11 protein-coding genes are annotated in these 15,314 nt (G+C 62.0%); 7 read left to right on the plus strand and 4 right to left on the minus strand.

Going from position 1 to position 15,314, the window contains the following annotated elements:
- Positions 1 to 13: 13 nt before the first annotated feature.
- Positions 14 to 919 carry a LysR family transcriptional regulator gene (locus ACREXZ_RS11925; protein WP_431764282.1) on the plus strand — a complete coding sequence of 302 codons (906 nt, stop codon included), beginning with the start codon at positions 14 to 16 and terminating at the stop codon, positions 917 to 919.
- An 88-nt stretch (positions 920 to 1,007) separates the two neighbouring features.
- Here ACREXZ_RS11925 and ACREXZ_RS11930 read toward each other — a convergent pair whose 3' ends face one another.
- Complete coding sequence (locus tag ACREXZ_RS11930; RefSeq protein WP_431764283.1) at positions 1,008 to 1,475, minus strand: GNAT family N-acetyltransferase; 468 nt, start codon at positions 1,473 to 1,475, stop codon at positions 1,008 to 1,010.
- Positions 1,476 to 1,498: 23 nt separating this feature from the next.
- Positions 1,499 to 3,148, minus strand: a complete 1,650-nt coding sequence (locus ACREXZ_RS11935) for a type III effector HrpK domain-containing protein (RefSeq protein ID WP_431764486.1) — start codon at positions 3,146 to 3,148, stop codon at positions 1,499 to 1,501.
- Positions 3,149 to 4,154: 1,006 nt separating this feature from the next.
- Between ACREXZ_RS11935 and ACREXZ_RS11940 the strand changes: the two genes are divergently transcribed.
- The 6 genes from ACREXZ_RS11940 (at position 4,155) to ACREXZ_RS11965 (ending at position 12,680) form a co-directional block, all read left to right on the plus strand.
- Positions 4,155 to 4,697 carry a Spy/CpxP family protein refolding chaperone gene (locus tag ACREXZ_RS11940; RefSeq protein WP_431764284.1) on the plus strand — a complete coding sequence of 181 codons (543 nt, stop codon included), beginning with the start codon at positions 4,155 to 4,157 and terminating at the stop codon, positions 4,695 to 4,697.
- 390 nt (positions 4,698 to 5,087) lie between these two features.
- A complete protein-coding gene (locus ACREXZ_RS11945; protein ID WP_431764487.1) occupies positions 5,088 to 6,182 on the plus strand; it encodes a phosphoserine transaminase in 1,095 nt (364 codons plus the stop codon).
- Positions 6,183 to 6,249: 67 nt separating this feature from the next.
- The gene (locus ACREXZ_RS11950) at positions 6,250 to 7,635 is read left to right on the plus strand and encodes a tetratricopeptide repeat protein (RefSeq protein WP_431764285.1); all 1,386 of its coding nucleotides are present in this window, start codon (positions 6,250 to 6,252) and stop codon (positions 7,633 to 7,635) included.
- Between the two features lie 334 nt (positions 7,636 to 7,969).
- Positions 7,970 to 10,918 carry a molybdopterin oxidoreductase family protein gene (locus tag ACREXZ_RS11955; RefSeq protein ID WP_431764286.1) on the plus strand — a complete coding sequence of 983 codons (2,949 nt, stop codon included), beginning with the start codon at positions 7,970 to 7,972 and terminating at the stop codon, positions 10,916 to 10,918.
- A gap of 13 nt (positions 10,919 to 10,931) precedes the next feature.
- Complete coding sequence (locus ACREXZ_RS11960) at positions 10,932 to 11,687, plus strand: 4Fe-4S dicluster domain-containing protein (protein ID WP_431764287.1); 756 nt, start codon at positions 10,932 to 10,934, stop codon at positions 11,685 to 11,687.
- 36 nt (positions 11,688 to 11,723) lie between these two features.
- Complete coding sequence (locus tag ACREXZ_RS11965) at positions 11,724 to 12,680, plus strand: dimethyl sulfoxide reductase anchor subunit family protein (protein ID WP_431764288.1); 957 nt, start codon at positions 11,724 to 11,726, stop codon at positions 12,678 to 12,680.
- Between the two features lie 38 nt (positions 12,681 to 12,718).
- Here ACREXZ_RS11965 and ACREXZ_RS11970 read toward each other — a convergent pair whose 3' ends face one another.
- Together ACREXZ_RS11970 and ACREXZ_RS11975 are read right to left on the minus strand one after the other, a co-directional pair.
- Positions 12,719 to 13,654 (minus strand): CobW family GTP-binding protein, encoded by a 936-nt coding sequence (locus ACREXZ_RS11970; RefSeq protein WP_431764289.1) that lies wholly within the window; start codon positions 13,652 to 13,654, stop codon positions 12,719 to 12,721.
- On the minus strand, positions 13,651 to 15,309 hold the full coding sequence (locus ACREXZ_RS11975) for an amidohydrolase (protein ID WP_431764290.1): 1,659 nt from the start codon (positions 15,307 to 15,309) through the stop codon (positions 13,651 to 13,653). Before ACREXZ_RS11975 ends, ACREXZ_RS11970 begins: the two co-directional genes overlap by 4 nt.
- Between the last annotated feature and the right edge of the window lie 5 nt (positions 15,310 to 15,314).

Here is a 15,314-nt window from a genome sequence, read left to right on the forward strand (position 1 = left end):
GCGAGGCTCTGGCATGGACCGGTTTGACGCAATGCGGCTTTTCGTACGGATCGTGGAGCGGCGCAGCTTTACGCTCGCGGCCAACGACATGGAGATTCCCCGCTCCACCGCGACCAAGGTGATCGCGGAACTGGAAACCAAGCTGGGCGTGCGGCTATTGCAGCGAACCACGCGCGTCGTGCGTCCTACGCTCGACGGCGAGGCGTTCCATCAGCGTTGCGTGCGCATCCTCGACGACGTCGAGGATGCTGAAGGGGCGTTCCTTGGCGTGCAGCCGAAGGGGCTGCTTCGAGTGGAGGTGCAGGGCACGCTGGCGCGTCACTTTCTGCTGCCTGGGTTGCCCGCTTTCTTCGAGCGCTATCCCGACATCGAACTGTCGATGAGCGAAAGCGATCGCTGGGTCGATCTCGTACAGGAAGGAGTGGACTGCGCGCTGCGCTACGGCCGGCTGCGCGACAGCGAACTGGTGGCGCGGCAGGTCGCGACGCTGGACCGGCTGACCTGCGCCACACCGGGGTATCTGGAGAAGTTCGGTACACCGGCCGGCATCGACGACCTGGACGAACATCGGATGGTCGGTCTGCGGTCGATCACGACGGGCCTCGTTACGCCGCTGGAGTTTCAGGTGGGCAGTGGTGTGCACACGGTGTCGCCGCGGGGCGTGCTGACGGTCACCGGCACCGAGAGCTATCTGGCTGGCATTCGTCTCGGTCTGGGGCTCGCGCAGGTACCGCGCTTTCACGTCGAGGACGACCTGCGCCGCGGCGATCTGGTTGAAATCCTGAAGGACGCGCCACCACCGTCCGCTCCGGTGTCGCTTCTTTACTCACGCCCCCGGCAGTTGTCGCCTCGTGTGCGCGCGTTCCTCGATTGGGCCGCGGGGGAGTTCAGCAAGCACTTTACGCAGCCGTTGTATTGAGAGGGTTAGCGACGTCCGCCCGTTGCGCGATGACACCCGCTAACGGGACGCGCAAACTGGAAGAAGAGGGCAAAGGTGCTGACCCGGTTCAGACCGCGATCGCGCTCCGACCCAGTTCCCTCTGGAGCGCCGCGAAATACCGCCCACGCAGGAACCGGCATTCGCGCTCCAGCATCCCATACATGATGAAATCCTCGCGGTCGCCCGCTCCTTCGCGCATCACGCCTTCACGCACGAAACCGAGATGCTCGTCGAGCACCTGGGCACCGACGTTGTCGGTTCGCACGAGGCCGGTCACGCGGTTGCATTGCAATACCTGGAACGGGTACATGAACGCGGCGCAGACGAAGGCGGGAGAGATCAGATGGCGCGAGCCCTCGACCGCAAAATGCATCAGGATGTTCGGGCCGTTGTGTCCTTGATAGACGATGCCCGCAACGATCTCGCCATCCTTTTCGAGCCCGATCGTCGAGCAACCGTCGTAGCGACTTTCGCCCGTCAGCCTCGCGACGAAACGCATGACCTCATCCTTTCGATCGAACACCACTCGGCGCATCGTATACCTCGCTTAAGGATTCATCAGCTCGGGAGCGGAATGCCGAACTGCTTGAGCGTCGGATTCACGTTGTCGGCGAACTCGTTCTGGTGGTTCTTTTTCTGCACCGCCTGAACGATGGCCATCACGATGCCCGCGATGCCGGCAATGCCCGCGCCGATTGCCAGCACCGGAGCCGCCGCTGCGAGACCGCCCGCCACCGCGCCCATGACGCCGTCGGCTGCGGCCGCGCCGCCTTCTGCGCCTGCTATGGCGCCTTCCGCGCCTGCGGCCGCTCCTTCAGCCCCTTCCGCGCCGCCGGCTGCACCTGCCGCCCCCGCGGCTTCGGCAGCGGCGCTGTCGCCGCCGAGGCCCATGAAACCGTCTCCCTTCGCGAGATCGCCGAGGGTCTGCGCAACGGTCTTGCCATCCTTCAAACCGTCCTGCACCTGTTTGGCGATATCCGAAGGCGATTGCGACTGGCCGCCGGCACCGGTTGCCCCCGAAGTGCCGTCGGCACCGCTGCCGTCGCCGGTCTCCGTGAGGCCGCCCGCCTGCGCGAACGTGCTGTTCAGGTTCTGCATCGCGGGCGGTACCGCTTGCTGCAGGTAGGCCTGGGTTGACGGATCGCTCGCGAGCGTCTGGATGTCCTTCGTGAGCGCACTCACCGTTGCGTCGACGTTGCGCAGGCCGTCCGACCCGCCTGCCTGCACGTTCACGAGCGTCTGCATCAACTGCACCATGACGGCCGCCTTTTGCTGCGGCGTGTAATTTTGCGGATTGGCAAAGATGTCCTGGTTCAGTTTGCTCGTGTCGGTATTCGCGGTGATGTTCTGCAGGCTCGCATCTTCGAGGAAGCTCTGGTCACTCGATGCGCTGCTCGGTGCGTCGCTCGTGATGAAACTCGACAGATTGTCGTCGCTGATCTTACCGTCGGCCTTGCTGGTCGCCTTGTCGTCGCCGGCGCGATCGAGCGCGTCGAATGCGCCGCTCGTCGACCATGCCTGCGCGGCGCTCCTGAGCGCGGAACTGAAGCCTGCGTTGTCCTGCAGGTCGTCGACCTGCTGCTTCGACGTGATTCCGCCGCTGTTTTTCCCGCCGCTGTAGTTGTTGTTGTTTTTGCCGCCCTGGTGGCCGGTCGATTCGCCCGCGATCGGGTTGTACGCCTGCAGCAACGCGGCGGCCCGGACCTTGTTGAGCGAATCCGCATCCGCACCGGGATGCTTCTTCATGTAGTCCTTGACGTTGTTGTCCGCCTGCGAGAGGTTCGTATTGACCGACTTCAGCAGGTCCTTCGCTTTGCCCTGATCGACGGTGCCGTCGGACTTCAGCGCGCCGGTGTTCTGCATCGCGCTCTTCATCGACGGATTGTCGTTGACGAACTGCATCGCAGCCTGCTTTTGCGCGGGCGTCGGCGGTTGCCCATCCGGGCCCGACTGTCCCGACAGAATCTGCAGCGCCGCGATCGGCCGTTCGAGCGAGACTCCCTGACTGCTTGCCGCAAGGTCCGACCATTTGCCGAGGTCCGACTGATCGTTCTGCGCGGCGTAGCTGTCCAGCGCGGGATAGGAGGTGTTGCCGGAAGTACTGCCCGCGCTGCCCGTGCTCGTGGTCGAAGCAGGCGTTGCGGTCGGTGGGGGGGGTGCACCGCCCGTGCCCGCCTGCGTGATCCCCGTCTGCATCTGCTTGTCCATCAGGTTGGCCAGCAGCGTTTGAAGCTCGGTATTGAAATTCGACTCTTCGCCGCCCTGCGATGCATCGGGGCCGTTGGAATTCAAACCCGACAACATGCTGGACGACAAGTCGGGAGTGGAAGCGATTGAGAAGTTGCTCATGACAGCAGTGGCTCCGTGTAATGGTGCTTGGCTGTGTGGAATGGGATTCGCCGGTGTGAAGCGGGAGTTTCCGATCCCGCGACGGCGGCGAGATACCACGTCGAATGGAAAGCATTGTCCGTGGCGCGGGTGGACGGCCACGGTGCCAGGCCGAACACCTGTTGCGATTTGCGAAGAGAGCCAGGTGTCCGGCCGCGGTGCCGACCGGCGGGCGACGAAAGCAGACCCTGAAAATGGCGAAAAACGATGTCGGATGGTTATGACACAATCGTAACGTCTTGGCGTATCGGTAATCGTAAGGGTTCGCCGTTGCTGAACGAAGAACGGTCAAGATGTGTCTGAGAATTGTCGACTAACCGGAGGTGCAGTAAATGAGTCAGTACGCTCGAAAGGCGGCGTATCGTCGAATGATCCTTGCGTTGTGCGCGGTCGCTGCAACTGTGTCCGCGATACCGGCGCAAGCACAACACGACTGGCGCAACGGAGGAGGGCGTGGTGATCGCCCCGCCTATCGCGGAGGCGGCTATCGAGGCGGCGACCGCCACGGTGGCGACCACGGCGGTGGTGGTGGTGCGGGCGGCCTGATCGTCGGCGCCCTGTTGGGGGTGGTTGCCGGTGCCGCTATCGCAAATGCCGTCCAGCCGCCACCGGCCGTGGTCTACTCGGAGCCACCTCCGCCGCCCCCGCCAGGCGCGGGTTATTACCCCAACAACTACCCCCCCGGCAACTATCCTCCCGGCAATTACGCTCCCGGCTATTGATCGCAGCCGCCTTCTTCGAGGCTGTAAGGGCTCGCGGCATACAGGCCGACCTGTTCTTCAGCCGCCTTTGCCCGTTCGAATAATCTTGTTCTGAGTACCCACATATGAAAAATCTCGCTTGTAGCGTTCTCACGCCCGCAATGATTGCTCTCGCGTTGACGACCACTCCGGTCTGGGCGCAGACACCGGCAAGCAGTGCCGCCCCTGCCAGTGCAGCCGCCGCGAATGCTCGTGCACAAAAGCATGAGGATCACGTCGAACAACGGATCATCACGCTGCGTTCCAAACTGAAAATCACTGATCAGCAGACGCAACAGTGGGACGCCTTTGCACAAACCATGCGTGATAACGCAAGGGATACCGATCAAGCCTTCCGTGACCGGGCGCAAAAGCTGGCGACGATGAATGCGGATGACGCGATGAAGTCATACCTGGCTTTGGCTCAACTGCAGGCAGAAAATATGCAGAAGCTGTCGACGGCATTCAGTGCGTTGTATGGAGCGCTATCCGACGATCAGAAGAAGACCGCGGATGTGCTGTTTCGCAACGCAGAGAGTCACGCCCATGGGAAGCAACACATGACGCCTCGTGAGCGCAAACCCGCAGCGGCGGGCGCGGCTTCCGCACCCGTTCCGGCATCCAGCTGACGCGCGCGTCCAGAAGCATTTCGATCCCGCAAAAATCGCCATGGGACGCGGCTCCTGCCGCCCCATGCGCGACATCCACTGTGCGTACCAGCCATATCGCGCGTGCACGTTCCCGTACCCGTTTGGGTTGTGCGACGTGGCCTGATCGTCTGGGTACGAGCCGCTCGTTTGTCTTGCGTTCGAAGATGAGGCTTCGTTCGACACCACCTGTCTTCGCATCGTCAGCGCGCTCGCAGTCATCCCTCCCGTACCTTTAGATCGTCGGCTTTCCCGATAGCAGGATTCCACTGCGCCGAGATGCGCGAGGGTCCGCTGCTCATACTCGAAGTTGCGACGGGCGTGGTCGCGCATGACATGAGCGACCACTCAACGGTTAGCCCAGGAGGCACAGTGAAGTCCAATGAACTGAATTTTTCCGGCGGTCCCGGAGCGCTTCCTGAAACGGTGCTGGAGCAGACGCGCGTCGCGATCTCCGCATTGCCGGAAACAGGTATCTCCGTACTCGGCATGAGCCATCGCTCGGACTGGTTCCGCGCAATACTGGACGAAGCGGAACAGAATTTGCGCGCGCTACTGGGCATATCCGACGACTATGCCATTACCTTCCAGCAGGGCGGCAGCAGTCTGCAGTTCGCGATGATCCCGATGAATTTTGCCGCGCAAGGATTTGCCCCGCCCGAGTACGTGACGTCCGGTTACTGGAGCGGCCGGGCGACCGCCGAGGCAGCCAGGGTGACCGCGATGAACGTGGCATGGGACGGCCATGCGACCGGTTACCGGCAGTTGCCCGCGCTCGACCAGCTGGATATTTCCGGCTCCGCGGCCTATCTGCATTACGTGTCGAATGAGACCGTGGAAGGTTTGCAATTTCCGGTTTGCGCCGAGGCGCCGCCGGTACCGCTGATCGCGGACATGTCCTCCGATTTTCTGTCGAAACCCTTTCGGCCGGATACCTACTCGATGATCTATGCGCACGCGCAGAAGAACCTGGGTCCCGCTGGCGTGACGGTTGCGGTAATCAGGCGGTCGCTGCTCGAACGGATCCCCGACGGCTTGCCGACGATCCTCGACTTTCGCACCCACGTAACGCACGGTTCCAACTACAACACGCCGCCCGTGTTCGCCATCTATGTGCTGACGTTGATTACGCGCTGGCTGCGCTTCGAGGTCGGCGGTCTGCACGCGATGCAACGCATCAACGAGAGAAAGGCGCGACGCGTGTATGACACGCTGGACGCTCTGTGCGACAACGTGACCGTTCACGCGGACCGTCGCTGGCGCTCGCAAATGAATGTGGCTTTTAAATTTGCTGATTCGCGGCTGGACGATGCGTTTATCGAGGCGGCTCGCGAGCAGGGTATCGTCGGACTGGAGGGGCATCGTTCCATCGGTGGGTTGCGCGCATCGCTATACAACGCTGTGACGGAGCAAGCCGTCGACACTCTGACGAACGCACTCATGGAATTCAGTCTGCAACACGCCTGAGCGGCGCGGCTCCAAGATACACAGGCCACGTTGCTCGCCGCCCTTTGAATGACGCTTCCGATTATCCATGACCATCGACACTCTCTTGTTACAGGCGGCCACTCACTCCCGCGACGGACACCTCGATCTCGTGGAGCCTCTGTTGCGGCGGGTCGTCTCGGTTGAGCCGACGAACCGGATTGCGTGTCTCGAGCTTGCCCGCGTGTTGATTCTCGGAAGACGCTTCGACGAAGCGATCGGTTTCCTCGATCCGCTCGCGAGCGAATCGCACAACGACACTGAAGTGCATCGAAGGCTGGGGCTGGCGCACTCGTTCGAGGGCAGAAATCATGTCGCCCTCATGCACTACAAGCGGGTTCTCGAACTCGAACCCGACGACGGGCAAATCCTGCACAGCGTCGCCAATATCGAGCAGGCGTTGGGACTCGTCGACGAGGCCGCAGTGACTTATCGCCGCGCCGTCGAAGTGAAGCCGTTCTGGACGATGCCCGCTGTCGCATCGCCGCCTGAATTCCGGGTGTTGTGGATGTTCGCACCGGGCGCGGGCAATACGCCGCCTGATTATCTGATTAAACAGGCGCGCTTCGAAAGCCATATCTTCACGGTGCTGAAGGATGTCGAGTACGACGTCGACCGGCTGCGTAGCCATACAGACGTCGTCGTCAATCTCGTTTCCGATGTCGACCAGAGCCGGGCAATCCTGGGAGCCGTGGAAACGCTCGCGGAGCGTATCGGCAGACCGGTGGTCAATCACCCGCGACTGATCGCCGGTACGGACCGGGCGTCGGTTTCGAGGCGTCTGATGGGAACGCCGGGTTGCGTCGTTCCCGCCACGCGCTCGTTTTCGAAAGAAGAACTGCGGCAGTCACTGGACAACACCGCGTCGCTAGTCCTGTCTTTCCCGCTGCTGATTCGACCGGCAGGTACGCATGGCGGCGAAAACTTCGAGCAGGTGGAGGATCGCGATCAGCTCGACCTGTTCCTGAGTCGCGTTGACGAGCCGCATTACTACGTGATGCCGTTCATCGACTACCGGTCTGAAGACGGCTATTTCCGCAAGTACCGGTTTATCTACGTGGGAGACGAAATTCTTCCGTATCACCTCGCGATTGACGACAAGTGGAAGGTCCACCATGTGACGACCTCCATGGCGGACTTTCAATGGATGCAGGACGAGGAAAGGGCATTTCTCGACGATCCGTGGCGTGTTTTTGCGGCACCACAGAAATCGGCATTGCGTGCCATTCGAAATGCGATCGGACTCGATTACTTCGGAATCGACTGCTCGCTGACTTCCGCAGGCGAGGTCGTCGTGTTCGAGGTCAACGCGACCATGCTGGTGCACGGCGAGAATGAAGACTTTCCGTACAAGAATGAGGCCGTCTCGCGGATCAGGCGAGAAGTCCATTTGCTGCTTGCACGAGCGGCTGCATCGCCCCTGAAGGCACGATGACGGTTTTCGTCACTCCCTGTCGAATCAAGCAACAGGCGAGAAATTTTAAGGTGGAAGGTGAGCGTTGGACGAGGTCTGGAGTCTTAACTTCATGTTGGACCCATTGCCGGACGGTATGCGGTTTTGCGGGATCCGGTGCCGGCTGCAGATCTCAAGGCGAAAGTCACAGCTGCATCGGTTCGCAGCATAAGTAGTAAGAGATTTGTCAGTCTCGACCGGATAAAACAATTGCGTGCGGAAGTATCGGGAGATCTGATATTTTCCGTCCGGAGTGGTGATTTTTCTTTTGCGTAAACTCCCTATACGCTGATGCGTACCTAGTCAGGGAGGCGTTATGGAGCACCGCGCTCGCACCCAGAATGAAACGCTCGAAGTCAAGACGACAACCTGTTACATGTGCGCCTGCCGATGCGGCATCCGCGTGCATCTGCGAGACGGTGAAGTCCGCTATATCGACGGGAACCCGGATCATCCGCTGAACCAGGGGGTGATCTGCGCCAAGGGTTCGTCGGGCATCATGAAGCAGTATTCGCCCGCTCGCCTGACCCAGCCTCTGATGCGCAAGCCCGGTTCCGAGCGCGGCAGTGCGCAGTTCGAACCAGTGTCGTGGGAGGTGGCATTCGACACGCTCGAACAGCGTCTCGCCCATCTTCGCGCCACCGATCCGAAGAAGTTCGCGCTTTTCACTGGGCGCGACCAGATGCAGGCGCTGACGGGTCTCTTCGCGAAGCAGTTCGGCACGCCCAACTACGCCGCGCATGGCGGCTTCTGCTCGTCGAATATGGCGGCGGGCATGATCTATACGATCGGCGGATCGTTCTGGGAGTTCGGTGGACCGGATCTCGAGCGCGCGAAGCTGTTCTTCATGATCGGGACCGCCGAGGATCACCATTCGAATCCGCTGAAGATCGCCATATCGAAATTCAAGCGCGCGGGCGGCCGGTTCATCGCGATCAATCCGGTTCGCACCGGCTACGCCGCGATCGCCGACGAATGGGTGCCGATCCGCCCGGGCACCGACGGCGCATTGTTCATGGCGTTGATCCACGAACTGCTCGAAGCCGACACCTACGATCACGACTTCGTTACGCGCTACACGAACGCTGCCGAACTGCTGGACATGAACGCGGACAGCGATGCATTCGGCCTCTTCGTCGTCGATCCCAGCCTGCCGGAAGGCAACCCGCTGTTTCCGCAAAACCGGCTGTGGTGGGACACGAACACCCAGCGCCCGGTGCGTCATCACACGCCCGGTGTGGCACCCGCGCTGGCAGGGCGCTATACGCTAGACGACGGCACACCGGTCACACCATCGTTCGCGTTGCTGCGCGAACGCGTCGCCGATTGCACGCCGGAGTGGGCGGCCGGTATCACCGGTATTGCGGCTGACACGATCCGCCGGCTCGCACGCGAAATGGCGCAAACGGCGCTCGATCACAAGATCGTGCTGCCGATCCAGTGGACCGATGCGTGGGGCGAGCAACACGACACGGTCACCGGCAACCCGATCGCATTTCACGCAATGCGCGGACTTGCCGCGCATTCGAACGGCTTTCAGTCGATTCGCGCGCTGGCGGTGTTGATGTCGCTGCTGGGCACGATCGACCGGCCGGGCGGCTTCCGGCACAAATCGCCCTATCCGCGTGCCGTGCCGCCATCGGCCAAACCGCCGAACAGTCCCGATGCCGTCAAGCCGAACACGCCGCTCGCGACGGGGCCGCTTGGCTGGCCAGCCGCACCCGAAGACCTTTTCATCGATGCTGCCGGCGAGCCGGTACGTATCGACAAGGCATTCTCGTGGGAATATCCGCTCGCCGTTCACGGGCTGATGCATAGCGTGATTACGAATGCATGGCGCGGCGATCCTTATCCGATCGACACGTTGATGATCTTCATGGCCAACATGGCATGGAATTCATCGATGAATACCGTCGAAGTCCGCAAGATGCTCGTGGACAAACAGGAAAACGGTGACTACAAGATTCCGTTCCTCGTCGTGTGCGATGCGTTCCAGTCGGAGATGACCGCGTTCGCGGATCTGATCCTGCCGGATACCACGTATCTGGAGCGGCACGACGCGATGTCGATGCTGGACCGGCCCATCTCGGAGTTCGACGGTCCGGCGGATTCGGTGCGCGTGCCGGTCGTCCCCCCAACCGGGGGCTGCAAGCCGTTCCAGGAAGTGCTAATCGAACTGGCCGGCCGGCTGAAACTGCCGGCCTTCACCACGCCCGAGGGAGGCCGCAGGTTTCGCGACTATCCCGACTTCATCGTCAACTTTCAGACCGCGCCGGATTCGGGTGTCGGTTTCCTGATCGGCTGGCGTGGCGAGAACGGCGACAAGGCACTCGTCGGAGAACCGAATCCGCGGCAGTGGGAGGAGTATGCAAAACACAACTGCGTGTTTCACTACACGCTGCCGGAATCGATGCAATACATGCGCGGCTGCAACGGACCTTATTTGCAATGGGCGGTAGAGAAAGGCTTTCGCAAATTCGGTGAGCCGATTGTGATCCAGCTTTACTCGGACGTGATGCAGAAGTTCCGGCTGGCGGCACAAGGCAAGTCGAAGGGCCGTCAACCGCCCGATCACCTGCGCGCACGCGTTGAGCGTTATTTCGATCCGTTGCCGTTCTGGTATGCGCCGCTCGAACTCGACGTCACCGATCTCGAGCAATTCCCGCTTGCGGCCATCACACAGCGGCCGATGGCGATGTATCACTCGTGGGATTCGCAAAACGCATGGCTGCGGCAGATTCATGGCGAGAATTTTCTGCTCATGAATCCGTTGATGGCGCGCAAGCAGGGCATCGAAGACGGTGCCTGGATCTACGTGGAGTCGCAGTGGGGCAAGGTACGCTGCATGGCGCGCTTTAGCGAAGCCGTCGAGCCTGGCACCGTATGGACCTGGAACGCGATCGGCAAGGCGGCCGGTGCGTGGAACCTCGGACCCGGCGCAAACGAATCGCAGCATGGCTTTCTGCTCAACCATCTGATCACCGACGAGTTGCCGGGCGCGAAGGAAGACGTCGCTCCGGGCGCTTCGCCGCCGGGTCTGTCGCGCATGTCGAACTCCGACCCGATCACCGGACAGGCCGCATGGTACGACGTGCGCGTGCGCGTCTATCCGGCCGAAGCGGACGCCGACCACACGTTGCCGCAGTTCGCGCCGATGCCGGCGTTGCCTGGCTCGACGGGCGTGATCCAACGGATCGTGCAGACCTATTTCGCGGGGCGGGGCGAGTTTGTAGCGCGCCTGCGCGGCGCCGCAAAGACCCGATGACGAGGAGCGTGCGATGACCCAGATGGCGCTGGTGATCGATCTGAATGTCTGCGTGGGATGCCATGCGTGCGTGACGAGTTGCAAGGAATGGAACACGTCGGGCGAGGCGGGCAGCCTGGCGGATTTTCGTCCCTACGACGCCGATCCGTCGGGCACGTTCTTCAATCGCGTGCAGACGTTCGAGGCGGGCGAGTATCCGTTGACCGACACGATCCATTTTCCGAAGTCGTGTCTGCACTGCGAGGACCCGCCATGCGTGCCGGTGTGTCCGACCGGCGCGAGCTACAAGCGCAAGGAAGACGGGCTCGTGCTGGTCGACTACGACCGCTGTATCGGCTGCAAGTATTGCGCGTGGGCCTGTCCCTACGGCGCACGCGAGATCGACGAACAGCGCAAGGAGATGACCAAGTGCACGCTGTGCTCGGACCGCATCAACAATGAAGCGTTGCCCGAGCGCGATCGCAAACCGGCGTGCGTGCTTGCGTGCCCGACGTCGGCACGGCTGTTCGGCGATATTCACGATCCGGAGTCGGTGGTGTCGAAGGCGATCCGCGAGCGCGGCGGTTATCAGCTGATGCCGGAGTGGAACACGCGCCCCGCGAATCACTACCTCCCGCGACAAAAGACGGGTGGCTGCGGGAGCGCATCGTGTTCATGCGAGCCCGGCGACGGGCAGGCCACTGCCGCGCCGGCGTCGCCCTTCAATCCGATCGAATCTCAGCTCGAGCACGGGATGCTGAATCTCGTGAGCGCGGCGAAGCGCGTCTGACGCGCGACATTGTTCAGGCATCTGGCCAAGGTAACCATGAAACCCGCATTCTCAGTCGTTTTTCTGACCACGCTAAGCGGTGCTGCACAGGGTTTGCTGATCGCGCTCTTCGGCGTCGAGCTTGCCGCAAGGTTCGGACTGGTCGCGGCGGGCGCTCTGCCGTCGCAGACGTTTTTCGTGGTGGGCGCAGCTTTGTCCGTGCTGCTCGGCGCGTTGGGTCTGCTCGCGTCCTTCTTTCATCTCGGACATCCAGAGCGCGCGTGGCGCGCGATTGCGATGTGGCGTACATCGTGGCTGTCGCGCGAATGCCTGTGTCTGCCGGCTTTTCTTGGCTGCGCGTTCGCGTACGGTGTCGCGCACGGGTTCAGTTCGCCGTGGTCACTTGCGATCGGCGCGCTTGGCGTGCTTGCTGGTGCGGCGCTGTTCGTGTGTACCGCGATGATCTATGCGTGCCTGCGCTTCCTGCAGGAATGGGCTACGCCGCTGACGCTGGTGAACTTCGTGCTACTCGGCTGCGCGTCCGGCTTCACGCTCGCGACAGCCTGCGCGGCGTGGCTTGCGCCCGCGCTTGTCGCGGCGCTTGCAGGCTGCGCGTGCGTGCTGACGCTGGCGGGTGGTGCAAGCCGCGTCGCGTCTCTGCGGCGCAATGCGCGGTTGCGTCCGAAATCGACTGTGCAGAGTGCCACGGGGATCAAGGGGCCGAATGTGGTGCAGAAATCCCGCGGCTTTACCGCGGGCGCTTTCAATCTGCGCGAGTTCTTTCATGGGCAGACCGTACAGACGTTGCAACGCATCAAGGTGACGTTCCTCATTGCGGCCTTTGCCGTGCCCTTCGTGCTGATTGCGCTGGGCGGTGCGGCGCCATCGGTCGTGTCCCTGTGGCTGCTGTGCGCGGCCGCGTTGATCCAGTATGCGGGGCTCGTCGCCGAACGATGGTTCTTCTTTGCCGAGGCGCGGCATCCACAGAATCTCTACTATCGGCAGGCATCCTAGAGGGGCTGCATCGTTGACTGATCGATGGTGCAACATCGCTACGGCAAGTCTATTTCCGCTGATCCAAGGGCTTCTCTCGCCCGGAACTCGTCTTCACGGTTGAACCTGCCGATCAGGACGATGACAGAGCCCGCGGAAGTTTGCCCTGCGGTAGCAGCGGTTATCAGAATGCGGCTGCCGACGACGTGCAACTCCCGCAGTGCACCGTCCTCATCCAGACGGACGAAGCCTTTTGCCCGCAGCAGCTTCGCGGATAGACCTTGAAGCGCTTCCTTGAGCCTCTTCCGGTTCAGGCGCGCATCAGTGACAAATGAAAAACTGCATAAGTCCAGCGGAGTGGGCGAGCCGCTCAGCGGCGCAGCGCGGTCGCGCCGGGCGGGCAGCACATGCTGATCGAAAATCAGGCCGAGCGGTATCGCGCCGCGCGTCGCTTGCAGCATGATGCGGGTATTCGCCCGTTCCGCAATACGTGCGATCAATCGATCTCTGCTCGACGTGTCGAGCAGGTCCATCTTGTTCAGCACGATGGCCGTCGCGCCCGCGATCTGCCGGTGCGCGATATCACCGACATAGGGATCGGCGAGTGTCTCCTCGACGCGCTCCGCATCCACGAGCACGACGATCCCGTCGAGCCGGAACGCACGATCGAGCAAGCCGATCTGGGCGATCCGGGCAGGGTCGGAGACGCCGCTCGCTTCGATGATCAGTAAATCGGGCGCATCGGCCCGCGAGCTCACGGCGAGGAGTGCCTCGACCAGCCGGCCGCCGATCGAACAGCAGACGCAGCCGTTCTCCAGATTGATGACATCGTCGGTGCGCTCGCGGATCAGTGACGCGTCGATATTGATTGAACCGAAATCGTTGACGAACACCGTGATGCGCCGCGTGCCCGCGTGGGTTAGAACATGGTTGAGCAGCGTCGTCTTCCCCGCGCCGAGATAGCCGCCGATGACGACGAGCGGAATCGCATTCATCCCACAGGCGCCTGAAAGATGCGGCCGCCGAGCACGGTGCCCCAGACTTCCAGATTCTTGAGGCGGTGCGGCGCGATCTCAGCTGGATCGTCGTCGAGCACGGCAAAGTCGGCGAACTTGCCGACTTCGATACTGCCGACCAGATGGTCCATTTTGAGCGTGTAGGCGGCCCCAAGCGTGATTGCACGAAGCGCGTCCGCAATCGGTACGCGTTCGTTCGTACCGAGTACGCGGCCCGATGACGTTTCGCGTTGCGATGCACACCATGCGGTGAAGAGGGGATTCAGCGGCGTGATAGGTGCGTCGGAATGAAATGCGAACGGAATGCCCAGGCGGCGTGCCGATTCGGCCGCGTTCATGCGATTCGCGCGATCGGCGCCCATCGTCTGCGTGTAGTGCGCGTCGCCCCAGTAGTAGAGGTGATTCGAGAAGAAATTGATGCACAGGCCGAGGCTCGCTGCACGCGCGAGCTGACTCGCGTCCGCCATCTGGCAATGCTGAAGCGTATGCCGGTGGTCGCGGCGCGGATGGCGCGTGAGAATCTGCTCGAAGGCATCCAGTACCAGCTCGGTCGCCTCGTTGCCGTTAGTGTGCACATGAAGCTGAAGGCCTGCTTCGTGAAACTGCGTGAACACATCGACGAACTGGTCTGGCGGAATCAGCCATAAACCGTTGGGCTTGCCGTTCAGATAGCCGGGCCATTTCAGGCGTGCGGTAAAACCCTGAATCGAACCGTCGACGATGAACTTGACCGGCCCGAAGTGCAGTTTCGGTGTCGCGGTCCTGATCGCGGCCAGCACCCGCTGCGCTCCGCCTTCGGGGCTGCGTTGCGGTGCGAAGGCGGGCACGATCCGCACGGGAAAGTCGGGGTCCGCGGTGATGTCGTGCAGGTTGCGGTTACCGCGTTCGGAGAAGTCGTTGACGAGATCGGTGGCCGTCGTGACGCCGGCGAGCTGCGCAACCCGGCCAAAATTCCAGATGGCCTCCCTGTTTTCGCTCGCCGCGATGGAAAGGCCGCTGCCGATCACCCGATAGACCGGAAACATGGCTGCGAACTCCTGCAATTCACCGCTTGGCTGTCCGTTCTGGTCCTTGTCGATGCCGTCGATATCTGTCTCGCCGTCTATGCCGGCGCGAGACAGCATTGCCGAATTGACGTTCATCAGGTGCACGCTCGCATGCAGGATAGCGATGGGCCGCGTGGCCGACACCGTGTCCAGTTCGCGCACCGTCAGGCGACGGGTGCCGAAGAAGATCGGATCGAAGCCCCACGCGAGAAGCGGCGCGTCAGGCGACGCCATATCCGTCTGTGCGGATTGCAGGCGCGCAATCACCGCATCCAGCGTTTTCAGTCCCGGCCAGCGCCGGCCGTCGGGCCCCCGGCGATCGTAATAGCCGACATAGACGGCATCCCACATCGCGCCTTCCATCAGATGACAATGCCCTTCGACAAAGCCGGGCATCAGTACCTTGTCCCTGAAGGTGTCGACGATATCCGCCTCGCCCCATTGCTTCACGTCGTTGAGGTCGCCGACTGAGAGGATCCTGCCGTCGCGAATGGCGACATGTGTTGCATGAGGCTGCGCGGGATTCATCGTCACGATTTTCTTTGCGACGAAGACCTGTATTGGGTTCTTTGGTTCTGTCTGGTTCATGAGGT

The sequence above is a fragment of the Paraburkholderia sp. genome (assembly GCF_050742655.1).
Lineage (GTDB): Bacteria > Pseudomonadota > Gammaproteobacteria > Burkholderiales > Burkholderiaceae > Paraburkholderia.